Source organism: Agrobacterium sp. Ap1, assembly GCF_017313375.1.
In the GTDB taxonomy this organism is placed as follows: Bacteria; Pseudomonadota; Alphaproteobacteria; order Rhizobiales; family Rhizobiaceae; genus Neorhizobium; species Neorhizobium cellulosilyticum.
This window is the reverse complement of the sequence record NZ_JAFLMY010000003.1, coordinates 142740-158108: the sequence shown is the minus strand read 5'-3', so window position 1 is coordinate 158108 and position 15369 is coordinate 142740. Positions and strand designations below refer to the sequence as shown.

General features: G+C 60.2%; 17 protein-coding genes. 16 read left to right on the top strand and 1 reads right to left on the bottom strand.

All coding sequences use genetic code 11. The annotated features are described in order from the left end of the window. Positions 1–91 precede the first annotated feature (91 nt). The 5 genes from JZX87_RS06975 to JZX87_RS06955 all read left to right on the top strand — a co-directional run bounded on the left by JZX87_RS06975 (position 92) and on the right by JZX87_RS06955 (position 4908). The gene (locus JZX87_RS06975; RefSeq protein WP_148146159.1) at positions 92–469 is read left to right on the top strand and encodes a methylglyoxal synthase; all 378 of its coding nucleotides are present in this window, start codon (positions 92–94) and stop codon (positions 467–469) included. 19 nt (positions 470–488) lie between these two features. Then, the gene (locus tag JZX87_RS06970; RefSeq protein WP_206824811.1) at positions 489–1511 is read left to right on the top strand and encodes a glucokinase; all 1023 of its coding nucleotides are present in this window, start codon (positions 489–491) and stop codon (positions 1509–1511) included. A 119-nt stretch (positions 1512–1630) separates the two neighbouring features. Next, positions 1631–3412, top strand: coding sequence for an ABC transporter ATP-binding protein (locus tag JZX87_RS06965; protein WP_206824809.1), 1782 nt, complete (start codon positions 1631–1633; stop codon positions 3410–3412). Between the two features lie 17 nt (positions 3413–3429). After that, the gene (gene dapB / locus JZX87_RS06960) at positions 3430–4254 is read left to right on the top strand and encodes a 4-hydroxy-tetrahydrodipicolinate reductase (RefSeq protein ID WP_206824807.1); all 825 of its coding nucleotides are present in this window, start codon (positions 3430–3432) and stop codon (positions 4252–4254) included. 18 nt (positions 4255–4272) lie between these two features. Continuing rightward, on the top strand, positions 4273–4908 hold the full coding sequence (locus JZX87_RS06955) for a 2,3-bisphosphoglycerate-dependent phosphoglycerate mutase (RefSeq protein WP_206824805.1): 636 nt from the start codon (positions 4273–4275) through the stop codon (positions 4906–4908). 73 nt (positions 4909–4981) lie between these two features. Here JZX87_RS06955 and phnF read toward each other — a convergent pair whose 3' ends face one another. After that, positions 4982–5716 (bottom strand): phosphonate metabolism transcriptional regulator PhnF, encoded by a 735-nt coding sequence (gene phnF, locus JZX87_RS06950; RefSeq protein ID WP_206825112.1) that lies wholly within the window; start codon positions 5714–5716, stop codon positions 4982–4984. 89 nt (positions 5717–5805) lie between these two features. Here phnF and phnG point away from each other — a divergent pair, with 89 nt between their 5' ends. The 11 genes from phnG to phnE (JZX87_RS06895) all read left to right on the top strand — a co-directional run bounded on the left by phnG (position 5806) and on the right by phnE (JZX87_RS06895) (position 15362). After that, positions 5806–6276 (top strand): phosphonate C-P lyase system protein PhnG, encoded by a 471-nt coding sequence (gene phnG / locus JZX87_RS06945; RefSeq protein ID WP_206824803.1) that lies wholly within the window; start codon positions 5806–5808, stop codon positions 6274–6276. After that, positions 6276–6875: a phosphonate C-P lyase system protein PhnH gene (phnH, locus tag JZX87_RS06940; RefSeq protein ID WP_206824801.1), complete on the top strand. Its 600-nt coding sequence runs from the start codon at positions 6276–6278 to the stop codon at positions 6873–6875. The genes phnG and phnH overlap by 1 nt, the downstream gene beginning before the upstream one ends. Before the next feature lie 19 nt (positions 6876–6894). Continuing rightward, on the top strand, positions 6895–8010 hold the full coding sequence (locus JZX87_RS06935) for a carbon-phosphorus lyase complex subunit (protein WP_206824799.1): 1116 nt from the start codon (positions 6895–6897) through the stop codon (positions 8008–8010). Then, positions 8007–8891 (top strand): alpha-D-ribose 1-methylphosphonate 5-phosphate C-P-lyase PhnJ, encoded by an 885-nt coding sequence (locus JZX87_RS06930; RefSeq protein ID WP_206824797.1) that lies wholly within the window; start codon positions 8007–8009, stop codon positions 8889–8891. The genes JZX87_RS06935 and JZX87_RS06930 overlap by 4 nt, the downstream gene beginning before the upstream one ends. Next, positions 8888–9664 (top strand): phosphonate C-P lyase system protein PhnK, encoded by a 777-nt coding sequence (phnK, locus tag JZX87_RS06925; protein ID WP_148146169.1) that lies wholly within the window; start codon positions 8888–8890, stop codon positions 9662–9664. The genes JZX87_RS06930 and phnK overlap by 4 nt, the downstream gene beginning before the upstream one ends. Positions 9665–9673: 9 nt before the next feature. After that, positions 9674–10384 (top strand): phosphonate C-P lyase system protein PhnL, encoded by a 711-nt coding sequence (gene phnL, locus JZX87_RS06920; RefSeq protein WP_148146170.1) that lies wholly within the window; start codon positions 9674–9676, stop codon positions 10382–10384. Continuing rightward, the gene (locus JZX87_RS06915; protein WP_206824795.1) at positions 10381–10998 is read left to right on the top strand and encodes a DapH/DapD/GlmU-related protein; all 618 of its coding nucleotides are present in this window, start codon (positions 10381–10383) and stop codon (positions 10996–10998) included. The genes phnL and JZX87_RS06915 overlap by 4 nt, the downstream gene beginning before the upstream one ends. A gap of 115 nt (positions 10999–11113) precedes the next feature. Continuing rightward, entirely contained in the window at positions 11114–11968 is an 855-nt protein-coding gene (gene phnC, locus JZX87_RS06910) for a phosphonate ABC transporter ATP-binding protein (protein ID WP_206824793.1), read from the top strand. Positions 11969–12055: 87 nt separating this feature from the next. Beyond that, a complete protein-coding gene (phnD, locus tag JZX87_RS06905) occupies positions 12056–12961 on the top strand; it encodes a phosphonate ABC transporter substrate-binding protein (RefSeq protein ID WP_148146173.1) in 906 nt (301 codons plus the stop codon). Between the two features lie 119 nt (positions 12962–13080). Then, complete coding sequence (gene phnE / locus JZX87_RS06900; RefSeq protein WP_502711306.1) at positions 13081–14007, top strand: phosphonate ABC transporter, permease protein PhnE; 927 nt, start codon at positions 13081–13083, stop codon at positions 14005–14007. Continuing rightward, complete coding sequence (phnE, locus tag JZX87_RS06895; protein ID WP_206824791.1) at positions 14007–15362, top strand: phosphonate ABC transporter, permease protein PhnE; 1356 nt, start codon at positions 14007–14009, stop codon at positions 15360–15362. Before phnE (JZX87_RS06900) ends, phnE (JZX87_RS06895) begins: the two co-directional genes overlap by 1 nt. The last annotated feature ends 7 nt before the right edge of the window (positions 15363–15369 follow it).

Below are 15369 nucleotides of genomic sequence, written 5' to 3'. Positions count from 1 at the left end.
CGACAACGCCGAGCCTTCCCTTATCGGCAACGGCACGATAGAAAGCCAAGGCAAATTAAGGTGGCCTGCAAAGGCCCGATGGAGGAATGCCTTGGAATCGGCCAAGCCGTGCATCGCGCTCATCGCGCATGATCTGAAAAAAGACGACATGGCGGATTTTGCCCGTCAACGCCAGACGGCATTATCGAAGTTTCGCATCGTCGCAACGGGAACGACCGGCGGCCGTGTGCAGGAAGCTGCTCCAGGTCTCGATGTTACGCGACTGAAAAGCGGGCCGCTGGGCGGCGATCAGCAGATCGGTGCGATGATCGCAACCGGCGAGGTCAGCATGCTGGTCTTTTTCATCGATCCGCTCTCTGCACTTCCGCACGATGTCGACGTCAAGGCGCTTACGCGGCTTGCAACCGTCTATGACATCCCGATGGCGCTCAATCGCGCCACTGCAGAACATCTCATCGACTTTCAGTAATCCGCGAGATCCGCTCCCCATGGCCAATGTTCATTCCGAGGCACTGCCCTTTCCTATCCTGATCGGAGATATCGGCGGCACCAATGCCCGCTTCTCCATTCTTGTCGATGCCGAAAGCAAGGCAACGGACTTCGTCCATGTGCAGACGGCGGATTACGAGACGATCGACGATGCGATCGTCGACAAGGTCTTCAACAATCCCGAGCTTGCCAAGCCGCGTTCGGCAATCCTTGCCATTGCCGGTCCGGTCGACGGCGACGAAATCGATCTGACCAATTGCGACTGGATCGTTCGGCCGAAGAAAATGATCGGCGAACTCGGCTTTGACGCGGTGCTCGTCCTCAACGACTTCGAGGCTCAGGCGCTCGCAGTTGCCAGCTTGACCGATAGCGACCGCGAGCAGATCGGCCCGAATGCGCCTGCCGTCGATGCAACACGGGTCGTACTTGGCCCCGGCACTGGTCTTGGCGTTGCTGGCCTGCTTCACGCCCAAGACACTTGGTTTCCCGTGCCGGGTGAAGGCGGCCATGTCGATATCGGCCCGCGCACGCCGCGCGATCTCGAGATCTTTCCGCATCTTGTCACCATCGAGGGGCGTGTCTCGGCCGAGGAAATCATTTCCGGACGCGGCCTCCTGCATATCTACAATGCGGTCTGCGCGGCTGACAGCGTTACACCGAGCGTCAGCCAGCCCAAGTATGTGACCGAAGAGGGTCTGAACGGGAAGAACGCCCAGGCTGCGGAGGCACTCGAACTGTTCGTGACCTATCTCGGCCGTCTCGCCGGTGATCTGGCCCTCATCTTCATGGCGCGCGGCGGCGTTTTCCTTGGTGGCGGGATTTCGCCAAAAATCCTGCCTGAGCTGAAGAAACCCGCCTTCCGGGCGGCTTTCGAGGACAAGGCACCGCATAAGGAACTGATGGAGACAATCCCGACTTTTGTCGTGACGCATCCGCAGGCAGCGCTCGCCGGCCTTGCCAGCTATGCCCGCACGCCGGCCTCTTATGGTATTGCTACCGAGGGGCGCTGCTGGCGTCGGTGAATGCCGGAAAGTCACACCATTAACGAATCCGGCAAGGTCGGCTGGCAAAACCAAGCCTAAGGGGTTAACAAGCCCCTTCTTGAGACTGCGCAGTGATACTGCCGAATTGGGACTTTCCATTGAAGGCTGAAAAAGAAAAAAAACGTCACGTTGATTCCAGCACCGTCGTCAGCGTGCTGAAGCGTATCATTTCGGAAAACGGCCGCGACCATATCCGTGGATATGTATTTGCGATCAGCTGTCTGATTGTCGTGGCGCTTTCAACCGCATTTACCGCCTGGATCATGGAGAAGGTTGTCAACGAGGCATTTGCCAATCGTCGCGCAGATATCGTCTGGCTGATATGCGGCTCTATCCTTGCTGCTTTCGTGCTGCGCGGTTTCGCCACCTATGGCCAAGCGGTTGCACTGTCGAAGATTAGCAACAATATCGTGGCGCGTTATCAGCGCCGGCTATACAGCCACATGATGTCGCTCTCGGTCGGCTTCTTCTCGGAAGCCCGTTCCGCGCATCTGGCGGCACAGATCAGCCAGAACATTTCGGGCATCCGCGATGTGATGAACCTGACGGTCACCTCGACAGCACGCGATCTCCTGACGCTCGTCTCGCTTGTCGGCGTTATGATTTCCAAGGACTGGGTTCTATCGCTGATCGTCTTTGCCGTCGCGCCGCCGCTCCTTTATGCGCTCCGTTATGTGTCTCGCCGACTTCGACTGGCGACCAGGGAGTCGATCGAGATCAACAGCCGCGTTCTTGGCGCCATGCAGGAAACGGTGCAGGGCATTGCGGTGGTGAAGGCCTTCACTATGGAGCAGGAGCTCGAGAAGAAGGTCAACAAGATCATCCAGACGGCTGAGGCCCGCTCCAACCGCATCGCGCGGCTTTCCGAGCGCACCTCGCCGCTGACGGAAACCTTTGCCGGTTTTTCCATCGCGAGCGTGCTGGCCTATGCCGCATTCCGTTCGATCTACGACAACGTGCCGCCAGGGGCTTTCTTCGCCTTCGTCACCGCCTTGCTGTTGGCCTATGATCCGGCACGCCGGCTTGCCAAGCTGCAGGTGCAGATGGACCGCGCCGTGGTCAACGCGCAGATGATCTATGCCCTTCTCGATCTGCAGCCCGCGCAACGCGAAAAGCCCGGCGCACCTGCCCTTGCGATCACCGAGGCCAAGGTCGAACTCAAGGATGTCGTTTTTTCCTATGCGACAGGTTCACCGATCCTTCGCGGAGTGAGCCTTGTCGCCGAAGGCGGCAAAACGACTGCGCTTGTCGGACCTTCAGGTGCCGGCAAATCGACCATTATCAACCTCATTCCGCGCTTCTACGATCCGGCGGAAGGCGAGATCCTGATCGACGGACAAAATATCGCCGACGTTACGAAATCCTCGCTTCGCCACCAGCTCGCTTATGTCTCGCAACAGCCCTACATGTTCGAAGGCTCGATCCGCGACAACATCCGATACGGACGTCCGGACGCAACCGACGAAGAGGTCGAGGAGGCAGCGAAGCTCGCGCACGCGCATGAATTCATCATTGCCCAGTCCGAAGGCTATGACACATCGGTCGGCGAAAACGGTGTGACGCTTTCCGGCGGCCAGCGGCAGAGGCTTTCGATCGCCCGCGCACTGGTACGCAACGCGCCGATCCTACTGCTCGACGAGGCGACATCGGCGCTCGACAACGAGTCGGAGGCCGCCGTGCAGAAGGCGCTCGACACGGCCATGCGCGGCCGCACCGTGATCGTCATTGCGCACCGACTGTCGACCGTCGTCAACGCCGACAAGATCGTGGTGATGCAGGAAGGCCGCGTCGTCGAGGAAGGCACGCATGAGGACCTTGCCCAGCGCAAGAACGGCCTCTACGCTCGGCTCAACAATCTGCAATCGCCGGAACATCATTAAGCAGGAACAGGCAGGACATGAGTGAAAACGAGATGAAGCTGGTCGTCGTGGGTGCCGGCGGTCGAATGGGCCAGACCCTGATCCGCGTGATCCACGAAACGCCCGGCGTCACTCTTCATGCAGCCATCGAGCGCGAAGGCTCTCCGTTCCTCGGCAAGGATGCAGGTGAATTGTCGGGTGTTGGACCGATCGGCGTTGCGGTAACCAGCGATCCGCTTCAGGCCTTTCTCAATGCCGAGGGCGTGGTCGATTTCACCGCGCCTGCTGCCAGCGTCACCTTTGCCGGGCTCGCTGCGCAGGCGCGTATCGTGCATGTGATCGGCACGACCGGCTGCTCCATCGACGACGAAGAGAAGTTCACCGCAGCAAGCCGTCATGCGCGGGTGGTGAAGTCGGGCAATATGAGCCTCGGCGTCAATCTTTTGAGTGTCCTTACCAAGCAGGCCGCGCATGCCTTGCCGGCAGAGGGCTGGGATATCGAAATCATCGAGATGCACCACAAGCACAAGGTCGATGCGCCGTCGGGCACCGCGCTGCTGCTCGGCGAAGCGGCTGCCGCAGGGCGCGGCATCGACCTTGCTTCCCAGTCCGTGCGCGTTCGTGATGGTCATACCGGCCCGCGCCCGGGCGGCACGATCGGCTTTGCAACGCTGCGCGGCGGCTCCGTCGTCGGCGATCATTCCGTCATTCTCGCCGGTGAAGGCGAGCTGGTTACATTGTCGCACAGTGCCCGGGACCGCTCTATTTTCGCACGCGGGGCAGTTGCAGCCGCACTCTGGGCGCGTAATAAGAAGCCCGGTCAATATTCGATGCTCGACGTGCTCGGGCTCTCAAATCAATAATATACGGAGGTCTTTCTCATGAGCGGTACCCTTGTCCTCGTTCGTCACGGCCAGAGCGACTGGAATCTCAAAAATCTGTTCACCGGCTGGAAGGACCCTGACCTGACCCCGCTCGGGATCCAGGAAGCCGAGACCGGCGGTCAGGCACTGGCCGAGACCGGCATCAAGTTCGACATCGCATTTACCTCCGACCTGCAGCGCGCGCAGAAGACGCTGAAGATCGTGCTCGACAAGGTCGGCCAGCCGGACCTTGAAACGATCAAGGACCAGGCGCTCAACGAACGCGACTACGGCGATCTCTCCGGCCTCAACAAGGATGATGCCCGCGCCAAGTGGGGCGAGGAGCAGGTTCACATCTGGCGCCGTTCCTATGACGTCCCGCCTCCGGGCGGCGAAAGCCTGCGTGATACCGGCGCCCGCGTCTGGCCCTATTACCTGACCGAAATCCTGCCCCGCGTCCTTCGCGGCGAAAAGGTTCTGGTTGCAGCACACGGCAATTCGCTGCGCTCGCTGGTCATGGTGCTCGACAAACTGACCAAGGAGCAGATCCTCGGCGTCAACCTCGCAACCGGCGTTCCGATGGTCTACAAGCTCAACGCCGACTCCACCGTCGCTTCCAAGGAAGTGCTCGGCGACATGTCCGGCGCGCATTAAGCGTTACTTCGGTCCAGACATTCAGACGCCAGCCGACAGGAAACTGCGGCTGGCGTTTTCTATTCCGGTCCGATCAATTCTCGATGGTGAACTGAACCGCGTCAGCCGGAAAGCGGCTGACGGCATATTGGACCGGTACGCCATCGGGATCGACATTCAGCGCTCGAGTGACAAGCACGATCGCTCCGGGCGACAGTTCCAGGGAGGCGAGATCATCATTTTCCGCGTGGACGGCGGTGATTTCCGTCGAGGCGCGGATATAGTCCGGCAAGCCGACAGCCGCAAAGGCTGCGGTGATGGAGCCGCTTTCGCGATAGGCATCGGCCATACCGACAAAGCGTTTTGCGGGAAACCAGGCCGTTGCGCGCGAGACGGGCCGGCGGTCGGCCTTTCTCAGTGTTTCGAGACGGATGAGCCTTGAGCCTAAAGGCAATTGCAGCCGAGCGGCGAGATCCACACTTGCTGCCTCTTCGGATGAGGCGAGCAAGATGCCCTCCTTCTCCCGCGCCTGATCGCCAATGCCCTGATTGAATCGCGTGCGCCGCGAGATCGGAAAGTTCAGCCTCTCCTTGCGAAGGATAAGTGTTCCCCGCCCCTGCACTGCCTGGACGATGCCTTCCTGTGCAAGTGCTGCGAGAGCGCTGCGCACGGTGTGGCGATTGACGCCGAACTGGGCTGCCAGCACCACTTCCGGCGGCACCTTGCCGGTGTCGTCATAGTCACCGCCGGCGATGGCCGTGCGTATCCTGTCGGCAATCTGCCGCCAGAGCGCTACCCCGTTTTGCCGGCGAACCGCCGCTTCCTGCATATCCATGTCACACGCTTGTTATATCGAAAAGTTATGGCTAAGTTACCTTGTATAGTTGTCTATATCAATAGACATTTTGGAGAGTCGCCATGAGTGTTGCAGAGCAGACCCTGCCGCCCGAACAGGCAGGCCGCAGGCGGTGCGCTTCCCTTCTCGCCAAAGCGACGGCGGATGAACTTCGCGCCGCGTGGGATGCATTAAAAGACAAGCCCGACACGAAACCCGTTCGTGGCCCGGAAACCGGACTGGTGATGGTCCGCGGCCGTATCGGCGGCGGCGGCAGTCCGTTTAATCTCGGCGAAGCAACCGTGACACGCGCAACTGTCGCACTCGCATCCGGCACTGTCGGCCACGCGCAAGCTCTCGGCACGGATAAGCAGAAGGCAAAGCTCGCGGCGATATTCGATGCGCTCTGGCAGGAGGATGCCACGAGAGACCACGTCGAAAACGTCTTGCTTGCCCCGATTGAACATCGGGTTACGGCGCAAAACCGGGCAAAGGCGGAAGAGACTGCCGCGACCCGCGTCGACTTCTTCACAATGGTTCGGGGAGAAGACTGATGTCTGCCAATACACAGGCCTTTACCGGTGGCTTTTCCGATCCGGTCTTCCAGTCCCAGAGCGTATTTCGCATGCTGATGGACGGCATGGCGCGGCCGGGATCCATCCGCACGATCGAGCATGATGTAGGTCAGCCCGATCCGCTTGGAGCAGCAGCCGGCGCAATCGCGTTGACGCTTTGCGACCATGACACGCCGGTATGGCTCAGCGCAGGTTTTGCCAAATCCGCAGTCGGCGAATGGATCGGCTTCCATTCCGGTGCCACGATAACCCGCGAAAAGGCAGAGGCCCGTTTTGCATTCGTGGAGCCGGGCGTGACGCCTTCTTCCTTTGGTCTCTTTTCGCTCGGCAGCCAGGAATATCCGGATCGTTCGACGACGCTCGTCATCGAAGTGGCGGGACTTGGTGAAGGCCAATCCTTCACGCTGTCGGGACCGGGCATCCTTCAGTCCAAGACCGTCGAGATCGCCGGATTGCCCGAGGCGTTCCTGCGTTTATGGGCCGACAACCGACCGCTGTTTCCACGCGGTGTCGATGTCATCCTGACGGCAGGACGCAGTTTTCTGTGCCTGCCCCGCACGACGAAGATCGTGGCTTAGCCCTCAAGGAGAGTAGACCATGTATGTTGCCGTCAAAGGTGGCGAGGCCGCCATCAGCAACGCTCACCGGCTTCTCGCCGACCGACGCCGGGGCAATCGTTCACTGCCCTCCGTCACGATCGACCAGATTGCCGAACAGCTCGGCCTTGCCGTCGACCGGGTGATGGCCGAGGCTTCGCTTTACGACCGTTCGCTTGCAGCGCTTGCCGTGCGCCAGTCTCGCGGCGACCTGATCGAGGCGATCTTCCTGCTGCGCGCCTATCGCACCACCCTGCCCCGCTTCGGCAATTCAGTGCCGCTCGACACTGCCGAGATGCAGGTCGAACGCCGCGTTTCGGCGACCTACAAGGATCTGCCGGGTGGACAGCTGCTCGGCCCGACCTTCGACTACACCCATCGCCTTCTCGACCCCTCGCTACTGTCGGACGAAGCAGTCGAAGAGCCTGCCCGCAGGGAGGCTGGTGGCGAGGAGATCATGCGCGTCTCCGACATTCTCGCGCATGAGGGCCTGATCGAGGCCGATGGGGAACTACCGCAGGATCATCAAGCGGGCGATCTGACGCGTGAGCCGATGGAGTTTCCGATGGGGCGTGACCTGCGCCTGCAGGCTCTGGCACGCGGCGATGAAGGTTTTCTTCTGGCACTCGGTTATTCGACCCAGCGCGGCTATGGCCGCAACCATCCGTTCGTCGGTGAAATCCGCATCGGCGAAGTCGAGGTAGAGATGGAGATACCGGAACTCGGCTTTGCCGTTTCGCTTGGCCATATCCGCGTGACCGAATGCCAGATGGTCAATCAGTTCAAGGGCTCATCCAAGGCGCCGCCGCAGTTTACCCGCGGTTACGGCCTCGTCTTCGGTCAGAGCGAGCGCAAGGCGATGTCGATGTCGCTGGTCGACCGCGCGCTTCGTGCAGAAGAACTCGGTGAGGACGTTACCGCACCGGCGCAGGACGAGGAATTCGTCATTTCTCATTCCGACAACGTGCAGGCGACCGGTTTCGTCGAGCACCTGAAACTGCCGCATTACGTGGACTTCCAGGCGGAGCTAGCCATGGTCCGCAAGATGCGCGCCGATATCGAAGCCGCACGCACTGCCGACCGGGGTGAAACCGAGATGAAGGATGCTGCCGAATGAGTGCCGATCTCGCCACCTACAATTTCGCCTATCTGGACGAACAGACGAAGCGGATGATCCGCCGCGCGATCCTGAAAGCCATATCGATACCCGGCTATCAAGTTCCCTTCGCGTCGCGCGAAATGCCGATGCCTTATGGCTGGGGCACCGGCGGCGTTCAGGTGGCCGCCTCGATCATCGGGCCGGAAGATGTGCTGAAAGTGATCGACCAGGGCGCCGACGACACGACCAACGCCGTCTCCATCCGCGCCTTCTTCCAGAAGGTCGCGAACGTGGCGGTTACGACGCATACAAAGGATGCAACGATCATCCAGACACGTCACCGCATTCCGGAACAGAAGCTCGGCGAAAATCAGGTTCTCGTCTATCAGGTGCCGATCCCCGAGCCGTTGCGCTTCCTCGAGCCGCGGGAGACCGAAACGCGAAAAATGCATGCGCTCGAAGAATACGGCCTCATGCATGTGAAGCTTTACGAAGACATCGCCATCAACGGCCGCATCTCGAAGACCTATGCCTATCCGGTGAAGGTCGATGGCCGTTATGTGATGGACCCGTCGCCGACGCCGAAATTCGACAATCCGAAAATGCACATGTCCGACGCGCTGCAGCTTTTCGGCGCCGGCCGCGAGAAGCGCATCTATGCGGTGCCGCCCTATACGGAGGTCGTCAGCCTCGATTTCGAGGACTATCCATTCGAGATCCAGACATTTGAGCAGGACTGCGCGCTTTGCGGTGCGCATGGCGTCTATCTCGACGAAGTCGTGCTCGACGACAAGGGCGGGCGAATGTTCGTCTGCTCCGACACCGACCATTGCGAGGACCGCCGCGAGCACGGACATGTTGGAGTGATGCTGGCAACTGCAAAGGAGGCTGCGGAATGACCGATACCCCTCTTCTCAAAGTCAGCGGCGTGTCGAAATTCTATGGCAGCCGGATCGGCTGCAAGGATGTCAATTTCGAGCTTTGGCCCGGTGAGGTTCTGGCGATCGTCGGTGAATCCGGCTCGGGCAAGACGACGCTTCTGAACTGCATCTCCACTCGTCTTCTGCCCACCGCCGGCAGCGTCGAATATCGAATGCGCGACGGCAATTTCCGCGATCTCTATCACATGAGCGAGGCCGATCGCCGGTTCCTGATGCGCACCGACTGGGGTTTCGTTCACCAGAACCCGGCGGACGGATTGCGCATGGCGGTTTCTGCCGGTGCCAATGTCGGCGAGCGGCTAATGGCAGTCGGCGATCGGCATTACGGCAAAATCCGCGAGACGGCGACGGACTGGCTCGGTCGGGTGGAAATTTCCGCCGACCGCATCGACGACCAGCCGCGCGCCTTTTCCGGCGGGATGCGACAGCGTCTACAGATTGCCCGCAATCTCGTCACCGGCCCGCGGCTCGTCTTCATGGATGAGCCGACCGGCGGTCTCGATGTGTCGGTTCAGGCACGCCTGCTCGATCTCGTCCGCGGCCTCGTCAACGATCTTGGTCTCGCGGCGATCGTCGTCACCCATGACCTTGCCGTCGCCCGACTACTGTCGCACCGGATGATGGTGATGAAGGATGGTCACGTGATCGAACACGGACTGACAGACCGCGTGCTCGACGATCCACGCGAGCCCTACACTCAGCTTCTCGTTTCCTCGATCCTGCAAGTATAGGAGATCCAGATGGCCACTCCCCTCGTCGTCTCGGAAGTCTTCAAGAGCTTCACCATGCATCTGCGCGACGGTATCAAGCTGCCGGTCGTCAACGACGTGAACTTTTCCGTCGCCGCCGGCGAATGCGTCGTGCTCGGCGGCCCGTCCGGCATCGGCAAAAGTTCGATCCTGAAAATGCTCTACGGCAATTATGCGGTAGATGCGGGCCAGATCCTCGTCGATCACAAAGACAAGATCGTCGATATCGCCAATGCCGACCCGCGCACGATCATCGACGTGCGCCGTCACACGATGGGTTATGTCAGCCAGTTCCTGCGCACCGTGCCGCGCGTCGCAGCAATAGATGTCGTTGCCGAACCACTCGTCATACGCGGCGTCGAGGCATCGGTTGCCAAAGAGAATGCGGCCGAGCTGCTTTCCCGGCTCAACCTGCCGCGCGAATTGTGGTCGCTGCCGCCATCTACCTTCTCCGGCGGCGAGCAGCAGCGCGTCAATATCGCTCGCGGTTTCATCACCAGCCATCGCATCCTGCTTCTCGACGAGCCGACCGCCTCGCTAGATGCCACCAACCGGCGCGTCGTGGTCGAGATGATCGCAGCGAAGAAGGAAGAGGGCGTCGCCATGCTTGGTATCTTCCATGACGAGGAAGTACGCGAGGCAGTCGCAGACCGTATTCTCGACGTCAGTGCCTTTTCTCCACGGAAGGCCATTGCGGCATGAGCAGGAAACTGACCGAGGCGCCGAATATCCACGAAACGGCAAGCGTGACGAACGCGACGCTCGGACGCTACACGGAAGTGGCCGAGCGCTGCCGCCTGGATGAAGTGGAATTCGGTGACTATTCCTATATCGAGCGCGATGGCTCGATCTGGTGCGCCACTATCGGCAAGTTCGTCAACATTGCCGCCGCAGTGCGTATCAACGCCACCAACCATCCCATGCAGCGCGCAACGCTTCATCACTTCACCTATCGCGCCGCCTATTATTGGGATGATGCGGATATGGAAAAGGAGTTCTTCGACTGGCGTCGGGAACACCGGATCACGATCGGTCATGACGTCTGGATCGGCCACGGCGCCACCCTCCTGCCGGGTGTGAATGTCGGAAATGGCGCGGTGATCGGCGCCGGCGCCGTCGTCTCCAAGAATGTCGCGCCTTACACCATCGTCGGCGGTGTGCCGGCCAAACTGATCCGCGAGCGCTTTACCAAGAAAATCGGAGAAGAAATGGACCGGCTCGCCTGGTGGGATTGGGATCATAAGAAGTTGCGCAGCGCACTCGAAGATTTCAGGACACTTTCAGCAGAGGATTTTCTTGCGCGCCATGCGTTGTAACGAAAGCGTTACAGAAGCGTCACGCTTGTAATCAAACTGACATCGAATCGACATTCAGACTTCATCAACCAAGTCTAATCCGATCCCCACCAGGGGATTGGACAGGCATTAGAACATGAACTTTGAACTGAGGAATATCGCTCGACGTTTTGGCGATCGTATCGCGGTCAATGCCGTCAATGTAGAGATTCCCCAGGGACAGATGGTCGGCATTATCGGCCGGTCCGGTGCTGGCAAGTCCACCCTTCTGCGGATGATCAACCGCCTGCAGGAGCCGAGCTCCGGCTCTATCCATTTCGGCAGCGTCGAAGTGTCCTCGCTGAAAGGCGCCGGATTGCGCAACTGGCAGCGTGACTGCGCGATGATCTTCCAGCAGTTCAATCTCGTGCCGCGCCTCGACGTGCTGACCAATGTCATGCTCGGCCGCCTGAACCATCGCTCGACGGTCTTGAGCCTGCTCAACATCTTTTCCGACGACGAGCGGCTGGCGGCTATCGCCGCGCTCGAGCGGCTCGGCATCGAGCAGACCGCGATGCAGCGCGCGGGCACGCTTTCGGGCGGCCAGCAACAGCGTGTGGCGATTGCCCGTGCGCTGATGCAGGCGCCGAAGATGCTGCTTGCCGACGAGCCGATCGCTTCGCTCGATCCGCTCAACGCCAAGATCGTGATGGATGCGCTACGCGACATCAACGAACGCGAAGGCATTACCGTCATTACCAACCTGCACACGCTCGATACCGCCCGCAGCTATTGCGAGCGGATCATCGGCATGGCTCATGGCAGCGTTGTCTTCGACGGCACTCCAGCTGAACTCACGGCGGCTGCCGTGCAGGAAATCTACGGCTCCGACAAGGATGGCGCCGGCATCGACGAAACGATGACCTCGACCAGCATCAACATTCCCGCAGCCCAGGCTGGCCGGGAACAGCAATCGGGCGGGATCGGTTCGCTGGCGAGCGCCAGCGCCTGATACCCGCACCCAGATCGACAGCCCGCGTAAAGGGCAAACCATTCATTCATGACCCAACTCCGGATGATCCGGAAACAGGAGATCACCATGCTGAAGAAAACTCTTCTCGCTGCCGTTGCACTCAGCGTGCTCGCCGGCTCCGCAATGGCACAGGACGTCAAGGTTCTGCGCATCGGTCTCGACGGCTCGGAAAACGAAGCCGACCAGATCCGCAACACCCAGTGTGTTGCCGATGGCCTCAAGGCTGCGACCGGCGTTCCGGAAGTCCAGATCTTCCCGTCGCCGGACTATAACGGCGTCATCCAGGGCCTGCTCGGCGGCACGATCGACATCGCTTCGATGGGCGCCTCCTCCTATGCCGCCATCGCCATCAAGGATCCGAAGGCTGTCGACCCGATCCTGACCTACACCCAGTCGGACGGTTCCAGCGGTTACTACTCGATCATGGTCGCCCGCAAGGATTCGGGCATCAAGACGCTCGCCGACCTGAAGGGAAAGAAGCTCGGCTTCGCCGACCCGGACTCGACCTCCGGCTATCTCGTCCCGAACGTCGCCCTGCCGAAGGAAATCGGCGCACCGGTGAAGGAATACTTCTCTGAAACCGGCTTCGGCGGCGGTCACGAGAACCTCGTTCTTGCCGTTCTCGACAAGAAGTTCGATGCCGGCACGACCTTCGGTTCGGGCGTTGGCAAGTGGGAAGACGGTTACACCGGCGGCAACCTGCACCAGATGGTCAACAAGGGTAACCTGGACATGGACGATATCGTCGAAGTCTGGAAGTCGCCGCTGATCCCGAACGGCCCGCTGATGGTCAATAACAAACTGCCGGAAGCCATGCGCGCCAAGGTCGAAGCCTATTTCATGGACCTTCCGAAGAAAGACCACGATTGCTTCAAGTCCTACACCCAGGGCGACAACAAGGAATACATCAAGGTCGATCCGTCCTTCTACCAGACGATCGTCGACGCTCGTAAGTCCGTCATCGGCGGCTGATCCTTCTTCCCATCCTCTGACGGCGGCACTCCATGAGTGCCGCCGTTCGTCAAACGAGAGCGCGGATCATGGCGACCATCAGCGAAAATACCTCTGGCGGGCTCGGCCCTGCCGCATCCATGGTGATGCAGCATTACCGGCAGCAGCTTCGGACACGCCGGATCTACACCGCGATCTCGATCGGCGTTTTTCTCATCGCCCTCTTCTACTCGCTGCAATTCGCCAATAACGCGAATGCCGGCAAGTTCTTCGAACGCTTGCCCTATTTCTTCGATTTCATCCGCAGCTTCGTGCCGGACAGCCCGATGGAAATTTTCCGGGCGATGTTCGACCTGCCGTCGCCCTATGCCGACGGATCGCTGAAATACGACTATACGGCCGACCGGGTCTACATTACCGACACGCTCTACATCCCGAACTTCTTCTATCAGCTGATCATCACGATCAACATCGCGCTTGTCTCGACAATCATCGGTGCGGCAATTGCCTTCCTGCTCTGCTTCTTCGCCTCGACCAATCTGGTCGGCGCCGGTGCGACACGCTTTGTCGTGCGCCGTATCATGGAAGTGATGCGCGCCTTTCCGGAAATCGTCATTGCCGGCCTTTTGACCGCCATCCTGTCGATCGGGCCGATTGCGGCAATCATCGCGATCACCGTCCATACGATCGGTGCGCTTGGAAAGCTGTTCTTCGAAGTTGTCGAAAATTCCGACATGAGGCCGGATGAAGGCCTGCGTGCCGCCGGTGCTTCATGGGTCGAGCGCGTGCGCTTCGCCATCGTTCCCCAGGTGCTGCCGAATTTCGTTTCCTACACGCTGCTGCGCGCCGAGATCAACGTGCGCGCCTCGACAATCATCGGGGCTGTCGGGGGCGGCGGCATCGGCGAAGTGTTTCGTCTGGCGATCGGCCGCGACCATGCCGCCAAGACCTATGCGATCATCATCCTGCTGCTTGTCAGCGTGATCGCGATCGATCAGTTCTCGAGCTGGCTTCGCCGCCGGCTGATCGGCCAACAATCCTTCGAATTCGGCAGAGGAGCAGCCTGATGACATCTTCGGTCCCCAGCATCAACGCTTCCGATCGCGAACGGCTGCGCTCGGCCCATCCGGAGGTCTTTCACCGCTCGGTCATGAAGCGCTACGGGCTGGTCATCGGTTCAGGCATCGTATTCGCCTATCTCGTGATCTGCTTCTTCGCCTTCAATGTTGGCCCCGCCTTCAATAACGGCCAGTGGGACCGTGCGTCTTCCTATATCCAGGACTGGTATTCGTGGCGCGCACAGCCGCGCCTGCGTTTCCAGGATGATGGCACTGTGCGGGCTCAATGGTCGAGCCGCGGGCAATATGCCGAGGGCGCCGACATATTCTGGCTGCAGCCGACCCAGGGTGGCGGCTATACGGTCACCTACGGCAGCGACAACGACAGGCTGGAAGTTTCGTCAAGCCGCGTCGATGTCTATGTCAACGGTACTGCTTACCCCCTCACGATCACCGAGGATGCAGCAACAGCACCGGCAGGCGCGCCGGCTGCGATCATCCAGGACGGAGCCAAGGTCATCGTTGACTACGGCTTCGAGGGACAGGCTGAAATCCGGACCTCCCAGGTCTATATCCAGCGCCGTTTCCTCGGCTGGGCAAACTTCCTGTTCGACACCAAGTCGGATTTCTGGGGCAAGAGCTGGGGCGAACTGGTCAGCCTTGCAACGGTCGGCGAGCGCCTCGATCCGGCGCGCTCCAACGTTTCGCACATGGTCGCCGACTTTCTCGGCAACAATGTCTGGCAGCATGCCGACATCCTTTCGAAGCTGATGCAGACATTGGTGATGGCCTTCGTTGGCACGCTGCTCGGCACGCTCTTTGCCTTCCCGCTCGCGTTCATCGCTGCGCGCAACATCACGCGAAGCCGCGTCGCCAACTGGGGCATGAAGCGTCTGTTCGACTTCCTGCGCTCGGTCGACATGCTGATCTGGGCGCTGTTCTTCACCCGCTCCTTCGGCCCCGGGCCGATCCCCGGCATTGCGGCGATCTTCTTTACCGATGCCGGCGCGCTTGGAAAGGTTTATGCGGAAGCGGTCGAGAACGTGGACGACAAGCAGCGCGAGGGCGTGAAATCGGTCGGGGCCTCGCCAATCATCGTCAACCGCTTCGGCGTAGTGCCGCAGGTCCTGCCGGTGTTTATCTCCCAGTCGCTGTACTTCTGGGAATCGAATACCCGCTCGGCCACCGTCATCGGTGCCGTCGGCGCAGGCGGTATTGGCCTCAAGCTCCTCGAAGCGATGGGCACCAATGCCGACTGGGACAAGGTCGCCTATATGGTTCTCCTCATCCTCTTCGTGGTCTTCCTGTTCGACAACGTGTCTAATGCGATCCGCTCGCGACTGATCGGCGGCCCGACGCATTAAAGCGCGC